Annotated in this window: 13 protein-coding genes, 1 pseudogene and 1 other annotated feature; of the genes and pseudogenes, 1 reads left to right on the forward strand and 13 read right to left on the reverse strand. The window is 48.4% G+C overall.

What is annotated here, in order from left to right:
- Window positions 1-210: pseudogene (locus C557_RS25790) on the forward strand (ISNCY family transposase); the annotation flags it as partial.
- 114 nt (window positions 211-324) lie between these two features.
- Here the strand turns inward: C557_RS25790 and C557_RS0121930 are convergent.
- The 13 genes from C557_RS0121930 to C557_RS0121985 all read right to left on the reverse strand — a co-directional run bounded on the left by C557_RS0121930 (window position 325) and on the right by C557_RS0121985 (window position 14,444).
- Window positions 325-759 (reverse strand): VOC family protein, encoded by a 435-nt coding sequence (locus tag C557_RS0121930; protein WP_026263623.1) that lies wholly within the window; start codon window positions 757-759, stop codon window positions 325-327.
- A 155-nt stretch (window positions 760-914) separates the two neighbouring features.
- Window positions 915-4,529: a DNA-directed RNA polymerase subunit beta' gene (gene rpoC / locus C557_RS0121935; RefSeq protein ID WP_018754002.1), complete on the reverse strand. Its 3,615-nt coding sequence runs from the start codon at window positions 4,527-4,529 to the stop codon at window positions 915-917.
- 43 nt (window positions 4,530-4,572) lie between these two features.
- Window positions 4,573-8,118, reverse strand: a complete 3,546-nt coding sequence (gene rpoB, locus C557_RS0121940) for a DNA-directed RNA polymerase subunit beta (RefSeq protein WP_018754003.1) — start codon at window positions 8,116-8,118, stop codon at window positions 4,573-4,575.
- A gap of 337 nt (window positions 8,119-8,455) precedes the next feature.
- The gene (locus C557_RS0121945) at window positions 8,456-9,055 is read right to left on the reverse strand and encodes a class I SAM-dependent methyltransferase (protein WP_018754004.1); all 600 of its coding nucleotides are present in this window, start codon (window positions 9,053-9,055) and stop codon (window positions 8,456-8,458) included.
- 104 nt (window positions 9,056-9,159) lie between these two features.
- Window positions 9,160-9,525 carry a 50S ribosomal protein L7/L12 gene (gene rplL / locus C557_RS0121950; RefSeq protein ID WP_018754005.1) on the reverse strand — a complete coding sequence of 122 codons (366 nt, stop codon included), beginning with the start codon at window positions 9,523-9,525 and terminating at the stop codon, window positions 9,160-9,162.
- Window positions 9,526-9,596: 71 nt separating this feature from the next.
- Window positions 9,597-10,106: a 50S ribosomal protein L10 gene (gene rplJ / locus C557_RS0121955; RefSeq protein WP_018754006.1), complete on the reverse strand. Its 510-nt coding sequence runs from the start codon at window positions 10,104-10,106 to the stop codon at window positions 9,597-9,599.
- 34 nt (window positions 10,107-10,140) lie between these two features.
- Window positions 10,141-10,288, reverse strand: a sequence feature (ribosomal protein L10 leader region).
- Window positions 10,289-10,375: 87 nt separating this feature from the next.
- A complete protein-coding gene (gene rplA / locus C557_RS0121960; protein ID WP_018754007.1) occupies window positions 10,376-11,068 on the reverse strand; it encodes a 50S ribosomal protein L1 in 693 nt (230 codons plus the stop codon).
- Window positions 11,069-11,194: 126 nt separating this feature from the next.
- Window positions 11,195-11,620 (reverse strand): 50S ribosomal protein L11, encoded by a 426-nt coding sequence (gene rplK, locus C557_RS0121965; RefSeq protein ID WP_026263624.1) that lies wholly within the window; start codon window positions 11,618-11,620, stop codon window positions 11,195-11,197.
- Between the two features lie 116 nt (window positions 11,621-11,736).
- A complete protein-coding gene (gene nusG, locus C557_RS0121970) occupies window positions 11,737-12,270 on the reverse strand; it encodes a transcription termination/antitermination protein NusG (protein WP_018754009.1) in 534 nt (177 codons plus the stop codon).
- A 23-nt stretch (window positions 12,271-12,293) separates the two neighbouring features.
- The gene (secE, locus tag C557_RS0121975) at window positions 12,294-12,485 is read right to left on the reverse strand and encodes a preprotein translocase subunit SecE (RefSeq protein ID WP_009226623.1); all 192 of its coding nucleotides are present in this window, start codon (window positions 12,483-12,485) and stop codon (window positions 12,294-12,296) included.
- 21 nt (window positions 12,486-12,506) lie between these two features.
- A complete protein-coding gene (rpmG, locus tag C557_RS24655; protein WP_071784256.1) occupies window positions 12,507-12,656 on the reverse strand; it encodes a 50S ribosomal protein L33 in 150 nt (49 codons plus the stop codon).
- A gap of 366 nt (window positions 12,657-13,022) precedes the next feature.
- Entirely contained in the window at window positions 13,023-13,682 is a 660-nt protein-coding gene (sigH, locus tag C557_RS0121980) for an RNA polymerase sporulation sigma factor SigH (RefSeq protein ID WP_018754010.1), read from the reverse strand.
- Window positions 13,683-13,922: 240 nt separating this feature from the next.
- On the reverse strand, window positions 13,923-14,444 hold the full coding sequence (locus tag C557_RS0121985; protein WP_018754011.1) for an NYN domain-containing protein: 522 nt from the start codon (window positions 14,442-14,444) through the stop codon (window positions 13,923-13,925).
- Window positions 14,445-14,448 lie beyond the last annotated feature (4 nt).

The raw sequence follows: 14,448 nt of genomic DNA on the forward strand, positions 1-14,448 counted from the left end.
GGACAAGCTTTGCCTTTAAAGAGGACGGAAAAACCAATACCAGCCACTATGGAAACAAAAAAAGCGAGTTCTGCGCAGCCACGCAAACCCGCTCCTAACCATCCGTGGAGATCCACGGTAAACACCATAACTAACCATAGCACAAAACAAAGCTCATTCCAAGATGCTATGTATTCACAGCATAGCAGCTATTCGGAGACCTCCTGGTGAAGCAGGAGGCTCCAACGAATAAAGTGACATTTTCATAGCACAGTTAAGGTGACATTTTCACAGACGATTGACAGCATATTATTCAGAGGTATTTTCAAAAAAACAACGCCCGTTCTATTCGATAATCAGCATATCATTCTCATCAAATTTCCATGAATCTGCATAAGCCACTTCCCAATAATAGCCATCGGGATCCTGAAAATATCCGCTATAGCCACCCCAAAACACGGTTTCCGGCAGTTTGGCGATTTTACCCCCGATACTCTCTATTTTGCGGAAGACAGCATCCACCTCTTCTTTGGACTTGGCGTTGTAAGCCAAAGTAATGCCAGAAAAGCCAGTACCGACAGAAGGAGGCGTTGATCTGTTGATATCTTGTGCCAGTTCCTCTAAGGGGTAGAGTTCCAGACGGGTACCCTTATTCTGAAAAAATACGATGCCCGGATTGTCCTCCCGACAAGAGGTAACAAAGCCCAGACCATCTCGATAAAAGGCAAGCGATTTCTTCATGTCCCGAACTCCAAGACAAATTAAATTAATGCGGTCCATAGTCGTGCACCCTTTCATCATTAAGTTCGGTAGCATTAAAACCTGCATATCTGCTTACGACCATTGCCTTCTCGTCTTCTACATCCGGTAAGCCTCGTAAAAAAACACGGAGACTTCGACGTATGTCAAAGTCTCCTGCGGTTGTTGAGGTTCCCCTATTCTACAGACACAGGCTCCAGACTTTCCTCTGCATTTTTATCCTGTTCTGGCTCTTCAAATTGAATACTACGGTAGCGATTCATACCTGTACCGGCCGGAATCAGCTTACCGATGATTACATTCTCCTTCAAGCCGAGCAACTTATCGACCTTGCCTTTAATAGCAGCATCGGTAAGCACCCGCGTCGTTTCCTGGAAGGAAGCGGCGGACAAGAACGAATCGGTCTCCAGCGATGCCTTTGTAATCCCGAGCAGTACTGGCTTGGCTACAGCAGGCTCCTTGCTGGACAAAATAGCCTGTTTGTTGGCTACTTCATATTCGTACAGATCCACGAATGATCCTGGCAGAAGCGATGTGTCACCGGCATCCACGATCCGGATTTTACGCAGCATTTGGCGAATCATAACCTCGACGTGCTTGTCGTTGATTTCTACCCCTTGGTTCCGGTATACGCGTTGTACTTCCTGCAAAATGTAGTTCTGTACACCGCGAATCCCTTTGATCCGCAATATTTCTTTCGGGTCAATAGAACCGTCGGTCAACTCGTCGCCCGCTTCGATTTCGTCGCCTTCGCTTACACGCAGACGGGAACCGTAAGTAACAGAGTATACTTTCGTTTCCGCTTCGCCTTGAACCTCTATTTCACGACGATCCTTGGCTTCGCGAATTTCCTTAACTACACCGTCCAGTTCACTGATGGTCGCTTGACCTTTTGGATTCCGCGCTTCAAAAAGCTCTTGAATCCGCGGCAAACCTTGAGTGATATCATCACCCGCAACGCCCCCGGTATGGAACGTACGCATCGTGAGCTGGGTTCCCGGTTCACCGATGGATTGGGCTGCAATAATACCAACAGCTTCGCCGATTTCAACGTGCTTGCCAGTAGCCAGATTGCGGCCATAGCACTTCTTGCAGACACCATGACGGGCACGGCAGCTAAGCACGGAACGGATTTGCAGTTTGGTTACGCCCGCATCAACGATCTCATGCGCTTTATCGGAATCAATCAGCTCGTTGCGATGAACGATAATCTCACCCGTTTGCGGATGCTTGATCGTTTCAAAGGAATAACGTCCTTCAATACGGTCGTACAAGTCTTCAATAACCTCTTTACCATCCTGAATGACGCTGACCGTAAAGCCTTTATCCGTACCACAATCTTCTTCGCGAACGATAACATCTTGCGCTACGTCAACGAGACGACGCGTCAGGTAACCGGAGTCGGCAGTCCGCAGGGCGGTATCGGCCAGACCCTTCCGCGCACCGTGCGTGGAGAGGAAGTATTCGAGGACGGTCAATCCTTCACGGAAGTTCGACTTGATCGGGAGCTCGATAATTCGGCCCGCCGGGTTCGCCATCAGACCCCGCATACCACCGAGCTGAGTAATCTGTGATTTGTTACCCCGTGCCTTGGAATCAACCATCAGCATGATGGAGTTGTAACGATCCATAGACTTCATCAGCACTTCGGTAATTTGGTCCTTACACTTGGACCAGATATCAATAACGCGGTCATAACGCTCTTCGTTCGTGATCAAACCACGACGATACTGATTCGTAACAACGCGCACCTTCTCATCAGATTCATGCAAAATATCCTGCTTCTCTTGCGGCACGATAACGTCCGAGACCGCAATACTAACACCGGCACGAGTGGAATAGGTAAATCCGGTTTGCTTGATTCTGTCCAGGATCACGGAGGTTTCCGTTGTATGGTAGATTTCAAAGCAACGACCAATGATTTCCCCAAGGTACTCTTTCCCTACGCCGCTGGCTTGAGGTGCATTCATAATGCGTTCGTTGACATTAGCCCCTTTATCATAGATAAAGTAATGTTCAGGCGTGCCTTGGAACAAGTTAACGCGAGTAGCTTCGTTGATATACGGGAAGCTGGCAGGGAAAATTTCATTGAAGATAATTTTACCTACAGTTGTAATCAACATCGCGGATTGTTGTTCTTCTGTAAAGCTGGTTTTACCCAATGCCTTAACCGGAATCGCAACACGTGCATGCAATGAAGCTGTTCCACGCTGATAAGCCGATACCGCCTCGTTAACCGAAGACAGAATCATGCCAGTGCCCTTGGCTTCCTTATTATCCATAGTCAGATAGTAGGAACCCAAGACCATATCCTGCGAAGGCGTGACGACCGGTTTACCGTCTTTCGGGTTCAGAATGTTCCCAGAGGCCAACATCAGAATACGAGCTTCTGCCTGAGCTTCCGCAGATAACGGTACGTGAACCGCCATTTGGTCACCGTCAAAGTCGGCGTTATAAGCCGTACATACGAGCGGATGCAAACGGATAGCCCGACCTTCCACCAGAATAGGTTCGAAGGCTTGAATACCGAGACGGTGAAGTGTAGGTGCACGGTTCAAGAGAACCGGGTGCTCCTTGATTACTTCCTCAAGTACATCCCATACCTCAGGGCTGACGCGTTCTACTTTGCGTTTTGCACTCTTGATATTATGAGCCAGGCCTTTGTTGACCAATTCTTTCATCACGAAAGGCTTGAACAGCTCCAGTGCCATTTCCTTCGGCAAGCCGCATTGGTACATCTTCAAATAAGGACCTACAACGATAACGGAACGACCGGAGTAGTCAACCCGTTTACCGAGCAAGTTCTGCCGGAAGCGCCCTTGCTTCCCCTTCAGCATGTGGCTTAATGATTTGAGCGGACGATTGCCTGGGCCCGTTACCGGGCGGCCACGGCGACCGTTATCGATCAAAGCATCTACGGCTTCTTGCAGCATCCGCTTTTCGTTTTGCACGATGATGTCCGGAGCGCCGAGATCCAGAAGCCGCTTCAAACGATTATTCCGGTTAATTACACGACGATACAAATCGTTCAGGTCAGACGTAGCGAACCGTCCACCATCAAGTTGTACCATCGGACGCAATTCCGGAGGAATGACCGGAAGTACATCGAGGATCATCCACTCTGGCTCATTGCCTGAGCTTTTAAACGCTTCAATGACTTCCAGACGCTTGATGGCACGGTTGCGGCGTTGGCCTTGTGCCGTGCGCAGCTCTTCCTTCAGAAATTCCAGCTCTTTATCGATATCAAGATCTTGCAGCAGCTTCTTAACCGCTTCTGCCCCCATACCGGCTTGAAATCCATAGCCATATTTCTCGCGATAGCTGCGGTATTCCTTCTCGGACAGCAGTTGCTTCTTCTCCAGCGGTGTTTCGCCTGGATCAGTTACAACATAGGAAGCGAAATAGATGATCTCTTCCAGGGAACGCGGAGACATATCAAGCGCAAGGCCCATGCGGCTCGGAATCCCTTTGAAGTACCAGATGTGGGACACTGGCGCAGCCAGTTCAATATGTCCCATCCGTTCACGGCGCACCTTGGCGCGAGTTACCTCAACGCCACAGCGGTCGCAGACTACGCCCTTATAACGAACGCGTTTATATTTACCGCAATGACATTCCCAGTCTTTGGTTGGGCCAAAAATCTTCTCGCAAAACAGCCCTTCCTTTTCCGGTTTCAATGTACGATAGTTAATCGTTTCTGGTTTCTTTACTTCTCCGCGGGACCAAGAACGAATTTTATCTGGGGAAGCAAGCCCAATTTTCATATACTCGAAGTTGTTGACGTCCAACAAGGAGCATCCCTCCTTAACCAAGTCCTGATTTGACTGTTACGCTCTATTCTACTCCGACTTCCGCACCTTCCAGATTGAGACTGAGCTTATCGCCCGACGCATCTTCCTCGTCGTCGATTTCCTTCATCTCGATCTCTTCTTCGTTTTCAGTCAAGATTTTCACATCCATACCCAAGCTTTGCAGCTCTTTGATCAAGACCTTAAACGATTCAGGCACGCCCGGTTCAGGCACGTTTTCGCCCTTGACAATGGATTCGTAGGTTTTCACCCGGCCAACCACATCATCGGACTTAACGGTAAGAATCTCTTGCAGCGTATAAGCGGCGCCATAGGCTTCCAGCGCCCACACTTCCATCTCCCCGAAACGTTGTCCACCGAACTGCGCTTTACCACCGAGCGGTTGTTGCGTAACGAGTGAATATGGCCCCGTAGAACGGGCATGGATTTTATCGTCAACCATATGTGCCAGCTTGATCATGTGCATGACGCCAACGGTAACTTCGCGTTCAAACGGTTCTCCGGTGCGGCCATCATACAAAATGGTTTTACCGTTACGTTGCATTCCGGCTTCTTCCATCGTGTCGAAGACATCTTCTTCATTGGCACCGTCAAATACCGGCGTTGCCACATGGATGCCCATTTTCAAAGCAGCCATACCCAGATGAATTTCCAGAACCTGCCCGATATTCATCCGTGAAGGTACGCCCAGCGGGTTCAAGACAACCTGAACCGGTGTCCCGTCCGGCATGAATGGCATATCTTCTTCCGGCAAGATACGGGCAACGACCCCTTTATTACCATGGCGTCCTGCCATCTTGTCACCTTCGGAGATTTTCCGTTTTTGCGCAATGTACACACGAACCAGTTGATTCACGCCTGGCGGCAATTCGTCGCCATTATCACGGGTAAACACCTTCACGTCGACGACGATTCCATCAGTTCCGTGCGGCACTCGCAAGGAGGTATCGCGAACTTCGCGGGCCTTCTCACCAAAAATAGCGTGCAGCAAGCGTTCCTCCGCCGTCAGTTCCGTTACACCCTTCGGCGTTACTTTACCTACGAGGATGTCGCCAGCGCCAATCTCGGCCCCTACGCGAATGATACCGCGTTCGTCCAGATTGCGAAGCGCTTCTTCCCCGACGTTTGGAATATCCCGAGTAATTTCCTCCGGTCCCAGCTTCGTATCGCGGGCCTCGGATTCATATTCCTCGATATGGATAGAGGTGTAAACATCCTCCTTAACCAGCTTCTCGCTAAGCAGGATCGCATCTTCATAGTTGTAACCTTCCCAGGTCATAAACGCTACGACAACGTTGCGGCCCAGAGCCAATTCGCCCATTTCCGTCGAAGGACCATCAGCCAGAATGTCACCCTTCTTGATGACATCTCCACGCTTCACGATCGGACGTTGGTTGATACAGGTCCCTTGGTTAGAGCGCATAAATTTGTGTAGCTTGTGCTTGATTAGGTCGCCCTTGACTTCCTTGCCATCGATCACTTCCACGCGGCGCACCCAAATTTCATTGGCTGCCGAGCGTTCTACGATGCCATCGTGTTTGGATACGATACAAACACCGGAGTCCTTGGCCGATTTATGCTCCATCCCGGTTCCAACCAGCGGAGCCTTAGGGATCAAGAGCGGTACCGCCTGACGCTGCATGTTCGAACCCATGAGCGCACGGTTGGAGTCATCGTTCTCCAGGAACGGAATGAGCGCAGTCGCGACAGAGACAACCTGCTTCGGCGAAATATCCATGTAATCCACGCGATTGCTCGGCATGGTCAGGATGTTGTCCGATTGCTTGTTGTAACGAACAATGACAGACTCATCTTCAAACTGATTATTTTCTGTAAGCTTTGCGTTTGCTTGCGCAATAATATAGTTATCTTCCTCATCGGCCGTCAGATAAGCGACTTGATCGGTCACCGTTCCTGTCTTCGGATCGACCCAACGGTACGGCGCTTCAATAAAGCCGTATTCATTGATTCGTGCAAAGGTGGAAAGGGAATTGATCAAACCGATGTTTGGACCTTCCGGCGTCTCGATTGGACACATGCGGCCATAGTGAGACGGGTGAACGTCACGCACTTCCATGCCGGCACGTTCCCGAGTCAAACCACCGGGACCCAGCGCAGACAGACGACGTTTATGGGTCAGTTCCGCCAGCGGGTTCGTTTGGTCCATAAACTGCGACAGCTGTGAACTGCCGAAGAACTCTTTAATAGAAGCGATAACCGGACGTATGTTGATCAGCGCCTGCGGCGTAATCACATTAGCGTCCTGAATCGACATTCTCTCGCGAACAACCCGTTCCATCCGGGACAAGCCGATACGGAACTGGTTCTGCAGGAGTTCACCAACCGAGCGCAAACGACGGTTGCCCAAATGGTCAATATCATCCGTGCTGCCGATGCCATGCAACAGATTAATAAAATAACTGATTGAAGAGATAATATCAGCAGGGGTAATATGCTTCACCGCTTTATCAATGTTACGGTTGGCGATTACCTTGACTACCTTGCCATCTTCAATCGGAGAGAACACATCAATGGTTTGCAGTGGAACATCATCTGCATCCAGAACACCGCCGGCTACATGGTAGTCCTTGAATCCGACATTGCTCTCAAGAAGCGGCAGAATCTCGTCCAGCAAACGGCGATCCACCATTTGCCCGGCCTCGGCAATAATTTCACCCGTGGTCGTGTCAATCAGAGTCTCCGCAAGACGTTGATTGAACAAACGGTTTTTGATGTGCAGCTTTTTATTGATTTTGTAACGGCCTACGTTGGCCAGATCATAACGTTTTGGATCGAAGAAGCGCGCTACCAGTAGACTCTTTGCATTATCTAGTGTTGGAGGCTCGCCTGGACGCAGACGTTCATAGATTTCGATCAGCGCTTTCTCTGTCGAATCTGTGTTGTCCTTATCCAATGTATTGCGGATATATTCATCGTTGCCCAGCAAATCAAGAATCTCGGCATCCGTTCCGAAACCAAGCGCACGAAGCAGCACAGTTACCGGGATTTTACGAGTGCGGTCAATACGCACGTAAATGATATCCTTCGCGTCCGTCTCCAATTCAAGCCATGCTCCACGGTTAGGAATAACGGTCGCGGTATACATCTTCTTGCCGTTCTTATCCACTTTAGTGCTGAAATAGACGCTAGGAGAGCGAACCAACTGGCTGACAATAACCCGTTCCGCACCATTAATGATAAAGGTGCCGGTTTCGGTCATCAGCGGGAAATCTCCCATGAACACTTCCTGCTCTTTGACTTCGCCGGTTTCCTTATTAATGAGCCGGACTTTCACCCGCAGCGGCGCCGCATAGGTAACGTCGCGTTCCTTCGCGTCATCCACCGTATACTTCGGTTCGCCCAGGCTGTAATCGATAAATTCCAACACCAGATTCCCAGTGAAATCCTGAATCGGCGAGATATCCTGGAACATTTCCCGAAGGCCTTCGTCCAAGAACCACTCATAGGATTTCTGTTGGATTTCGATCAGGTTCGGAACTTCGAGTATCTCGTTAATTCGCGCATAACTACGCCGAGTGCGTCGACCATATTGAACAAGATGTCCTGCCAACTTAAACTCACCCCTCATGTCTACTCACTTAAAAATTCATTGTCAACCCGTGTCGGTCACCTTATAATAGGACCATACGGATTCATCCACAAATAAAGAAAAGCCCTTATCGAATGCTTTCGAAAAAAGAGCATCATTATCCGTGTCGTTTCTGCCCCGATATCCTCATAACTGTTAGTTTATCCAAAATGTGCATATTATATGTAAGACAATGTGCATTTATACATTGTTTTTACAAAGCTATTGACATTTCAGTCAACTAAAGTCATAGAGGGCATCCTAATGCTGACATTTTATAATAATAACATATCAGTTTTGTCAAGTCAACATGTTCCATTTACTGCTTGATCGCTTTGAAAATTCGATACCCCTTGTCCTTCGCAACTTCCTCCACCGACGCAAACAAAGATTCTAACTTCTCTTTGGCTGACGGTGCCCCTTGCTTCTTCTGAATAACAATCCATAACGCTCCGCCCGGCTTCAACCGATCATGAGCTCCTTCAAAAATAGCATATACCGTCGCTTTGCCAGCACGAATTGGCGGATTAGTCAACACGATGTCATATTGTCCCTCATCCAAGGCCGCATACAGATCGCTTTCAAGAATGGTCACATTGCTAATTTTATTAGCTGCGGCATTCTCTTTTGCCAGTTCAACTGCTCGGCTGTTCACATCAAGCATCGTGACATGTCCCTGCGAAGCCAGCCTCGCTGCCGTTAGTCCAATGGGTCCGTAACCGCAGCCCACATCAAGCACCTTGGCTGCTGGAGCAATCTTCATCGCCTCAATCAACGTACGACTGCCAAAATCAACGCCTTCTTTGGCAAACACCCCCGCATCGCTGATAAAACGATAGTTTTGCCCTCGCAATACAGTCTCCCAGGTCTTACGCTGATGCGCAGCCTTCGGATTACTACTATAGTAGTGATCTGACATTCGTGCACCTCCTTACACCCCATCGGGATCGGTTCAAAACTCTTAAGCAGTAAAACAAACCCCTTGAATCAAGTTCAAGGGGTTTGCCGTAGGAAAAAAGGGAATTACTTCACTTCCACGCTTGCGCCTGCTTCTTCCAATTTCGCTTTTACAGCTTCTGCTTCTTCTTTGCCCACTTTTTCTTTCAGTGGTTTTGGTGCGTTATCAACCAGGTCTTTGGCTTCTTTCAAGCCCAGGCCAGTGATTTCGCGAACAACTTTGATTACGTTGATTTTGGAGCCGCCTGCACTAGTCAGGATTACGTCAAATTCGCTTTGTTCTTCAGCTGCTGCTGCGCCTGCGCCACCGCCAGCTACAACAACTGGAGCTGCTGCAGTTACGCCGAATTCTTCTTCGATTGCTTTAACAAGTTCGTTCAGTTCAAGAACGGTCATACCTTTGATTTCTTCCAAGATCGTTTCTTTACTCATGGTTGAACCTCCATTGTATAATAATTTATTGGTTTTGTTGAATCAACTAGCCTGTTCCAGACAAGGCAAGCTTATGCGCTTGCGCTGCCTTCTTCCTTCTCGGCAACAGCCTTGACTGCCAATGCCAAGTTGCGTACTGGAGCTTGAAGCACGCTGAGGAGCATCGAAAGGAGACCTTCGCGGGACGGCAGGCTTGCGAGTTCATTAATTTGATCTACGCCAACCACACGGCCTTCAACCACGCCACCTTTTACCTTCAGAGCTTCGTTTTTCTTCGCAAATTCGCTCAGAATTTTAGCCGGAGCAACAGCATCTTCCGCACTGAACGCAATCGCTGTAGGACCCGTCAATACTTCATCCAGTTCGCTCAATTCCGCTGCAGCCGTTGCACGGCGAACAAGCGTGTTCTTAAGCACTTGGAATTCCACGCCAGCTTCACGAAGCTGCTTGCGGAGTTCAGTAACTTGAGCAACATTCAAACCGCGATAGTCGGCAACAACAGTCGTCGCGCTTTCGCGCAATTTCGACGTTACTACTTCAACGGCTTCTTGTTTTGCTTGAATGACTTTTGCGTTTGCCAAACTTTACACCTCCTATTAGATTACATGAGCCTTCTTAATCATTAAAAAAAGCCTCCGTAGAATCACGAAGGCTCGATATACATCACACGCAGTAAAACTGCCATATAGACGTTCTATCACAACACCTCGGTAGGAAATTAAGCTTGCGCACCTACTGTCTACGGTAAGCATATTCTTATTTAAGTCTCACATGAAAAACAACTTTTACAGTATACCAAGGGAAAACCCTGGATGTCAATCCCTTTTCTCTCGAAAGATAGAAGAGGATCTTATCTGTAAGAAGCTGCATTTACGCGAGCGCTAGGGCCCATGGTCGAAGAAATCGCAATATTCTTCAAGTATACGCCTTTGGCAGCAGCCGGTTTAGCCCGGTTCAATGCGTCAACGAGAGCCTTAAGGTTCTCGTTCAATTGCTCTTCAGTAAAGGATACTTTACCGATTGGCGCATGAATTTGACCTGCTTTATCCAAGCGATACTCGATTTTACCTGCTTTGATTTCTTGAACGGCTTTAGCTACGTCAAACGTAACTGTACCTGCTTTCGGGTTAGGCATAAGACCTTTACCCCCGAGCAAACGACCGAGTTTACCAACTTCACTCATCATGTCCGGTGTAGCTACGCACACATCAAACTCGAACCAGCCTTGTTGGATTTTGTTAATCATGTCCTGATCGCCTACATAGTCAGCTCCGGCCGCTTCCGCTTCCTTCACCTTATCGCCTTTGGCAAATACCAGAACACGTTGTGTTTTACCAGTGCCGTGCGGCAGAACAACTACGCCACGAACAGCTTGGTCTTGTTTACGAGGGTCTACACCCAAACGAACTGCTGCTTCAACGGTTTCGTCGAATTTAGCACTCGCTGCCTTCTTTACCAGCCCAACGGCTTCAGCAGGCTCATATGTTGCTTCGCTGTCGATCAGCTTAGCAGCTTCAAGGTATTTTTTACCGTGTTTAGCCATTAAATTCGTCCTCCTTCGTGGTATTAGCGGAAATTCCTCCCACTTTGAAGATGAACTCTATGTCGACGCATTAACGCCTCATAGCCATTCATCAAGGGGTAGATTCACTCCACCCTTGCTCCAAGATTAGTCTTGGATTGTGATGCCCATACTGCGAGCAGTACCTTCAACCATACGCATAGCCGCTTCAACAGAAGCTGCGTTAAGGTCAGGCATTTTTTGCTCCGCGATTTGACGAACAGTGTCGCGATTCACGGTAGCTACTTTCTTCTTGTTCGGTTCGCCGGAACCTTTCTCGATCTTCGCTGCTACGCGAAGCAGAACGGCTGCCGGTGGAGTTTTGGTGATGAACGTAAAGGAACGGTCTTCAAACACCGAAATTTCAACCGGGATAATCAAACCTGCTTGATCGGCGGTACGTGCGTTGAATTCCTTACAGAATGCCATGATGTTGACACCCGCTTGACCCAGCGCCGGACCTACCGGAGGTGCAGGGTTCGCTTTACCTGCAGGAATTTGCAGTTTTACCACTTTGATAACTTTTTTCGCCATGTAAAACACCTCCTTGCCCAAATTGTGGTAGACGGAACCTGTGGCCCCTCCCACTTAAACCCTAAGAAACCTTTAGAAGCAGCTCAAACAATCAATCTGATTTTTCGAGCAATTTCTTATATTTTTTCCACTTGAGTGTAATCCAGTTCAAGCGGGGTTTCTCGTCCAAACATGTTGACGTGAACCTTGACCTTGCTCTTGTCTGTCAAAATTTCCTCGATCGAGCCGACGAAATCGGCAAACGGGCCAACCTTGATGCGTACGGATTCCTTGAGCTCGAATTCAATCACCGGCTTCGGCTCTTCCATACCCATATGCGCCAAAATTTGCTCCACTTCTTCAGGAAGCAAAGGCGTAGGCTTGGAACCGGAGCCCGTGGAGCCAACAAACCCGGTAACCCCCGGCGTATTGCGAACAACATACCAAGAGTCGTCGGTTTGGATCATTTCCACCAAGACATAACCGGGGTAAACTTTACGCATGACGGTCTTCTTCTTACCGTCCTTGTTTACCACTTCTTCTTCCATAGGAACAAGAACGCGGAATATCTTGTCTTCCATGCCCATGGACTCGACGCGCTTTTCCAAATTGGCTTTGACTTTGTTCTCATACCCGGAATAGGTATGAACGACATACCATCTTTTTTCCATATCAAGCCACCTAAGGACCCTTCTTAAATTATCGCTTCGATCACAGCAGAGATGCCAATGTCCAGAACCCAAAAATAAATCGCGACAACGGTAATTGTACCCAGCACAATCAGCGTGTAATTAGTCAGCTCTTTACGATTAGGCCAGCGAACCTTTTTAAGCTCAGCCCAGCTCTCAGAGAAAAAAGAAAACAACGACTTGAAGCTACGTTTCACGCGCGATTACACCTCCAAAGACTATCTGGTTTCGCGATGAGGAACTTGCTCGTTACAGAACTTGCAAAATTTCTTCATCTCCATGCGGTCGGGGTGGTTACGCTTGTTTTTCGTTGTCGTGTAGTTTCTTTGTTTGCAGTTCGTACAAGCCAACGTAATGATTACCCGCATGATGTGCACCTCCCGAAGACATTCTAAATGAGCGTCTCTATATTGACCTAAGCCTCTGTGTTCACCTAAAAAAGAGAACACAAAATTAGGCCTACCTAAAACACTTTATCATATGGGTTCCACCGTGTCAACGAAACATCATATCTACTCTTCGATTAATTATAGTATAACTCACTATTTTGGAAGATAAACCCGCAAGACTGACAATAGCTGCTGCTTATGTAAAGAGAGACCTCTTACCCCATCCCCGGCCAGCGCTTGCTCCAAGCGAGTTTCAGCCATTCTCGCCATGTAGTTGCACCCCTAGAAAAGTGGTAAAAAAAGGGCGGCCTATTAGCAGGCCAACCCGGTCATTCGAGCTGATATTTAAATACTGCTGCTGCCATCTCGCACTTCCAGATAGCGTTCCAGCTTGCGTTTTACCCGCTGCAAGGCATTATCAATCGACTTTACATGGCGACTCAAGTCCACCGCAATTTCCTGGTATGAGCGTCCATCCAGGTACAGCATCAGAACCTTTCGCTCCAGATCGCTGAGAATCTCGGACATTTTGTCCTCAAGCCCCGTAAATTCCTCCTGGTTAATGATCAGCTCTTCCGGGTCACTCACTTGGGTGCCACAGATGACATCAAGCAATGTCCGGTCGGAATCCTCATCGTAAATCGGCTTGTCCAGAGATACATAGGAATTAAGCGGAATATGCTTTTGCCTTGTCGCCGTCTTGATCGCGGTAATGATCTGTCTGGTTATGCAAAGCTCGGCAAAGGCCTTGAAGGATGATTGCTTGTCCCCCCGAAAGTCTCGGATCGATTTATAAAGACCGATCATGCCCTCCTGAATAATATCCTCTCGATCCGCACCGATCAGGAAGTAGGATCTGGCTTTGGCGCGCACAAAACTGCGATATTTGTTGATTAGGTATTCCAGTGCTTCACTATCACCCTGGCGAACCGCTTCGACAATATCTTCGTCATTTTGGATCTCATAGTCAAACCTTACCCATAATTCGAGTTTGACACTCACCATTAAATCCCTCCGGCTGCAACGCACCGTACTCCGTCACTCAGTCAAGTAATACGAACAGTATATATGAAGCTGCATATTAGCGTCAACCGCAAAAGTACCAAAAGATGTAAAGACAAGCTTTGTCAAGGGCATTTAGGAGGAGTCTAAGAGATTAACCTATTTTTGTGAGTTTCAAATCATTGGTTAAAAAGATATGTTCATTGCTTCAAAATATATGTTCAAAAAGTCAGGTTTTCAGCACTATTGTCTTCGCCAGCGTTCGAGGAACTGCCGCTGTTCCGGACTCAGCTTCGAGTCCAGGGTATTACGGCTGGAGGTCTCGCTCCGCTTGGCGATTTGGGCTTGGATTTCTTTCTCGCTTTGCTCCACCTGAATCAGCAATTCGCGAGCAGAAATACGTAAAGCCCCTTGGCCGAAAATCACATGCTGTTCTACCATATCGCTGGTAGCAACGTAAATCTGGCGTCTTCGGTGGCTGAGCTCGCTGACCAAGCGTTCGATGCACTCGTCCGCTGTCTCCTTCTCCTTGGTGAAGACCATCTCCACCTTATTCTGAGTGTAGGATTTGCCCAGTCCCGGTACCCGGTAGGCATCAAAAACGACGATAATCTTCCTGCCGGAAAAGGCCTGGTAATCGGCCAGGCGCTCCAGCAGCCGGTCTCGCGCCTCCTGCAAATTCCGCTGAGACAATTCGAACAGCTCGGGCCACCCGCCAATCATATTGTATCCATCTACCAAAAGCACATCGCGCACATCGCGCATGGCC

Origin of the sequence: Paenibacillus sanguinis 2301083 = DSM 16941, from assembly GCF_000374825.1 — a bacterium.
GTDB lineage: Bacteria > Bacillota > Bacilli > Paenibacillales > Paenibacillaceae > Fontibacillus > Fontibacillus sanguinis.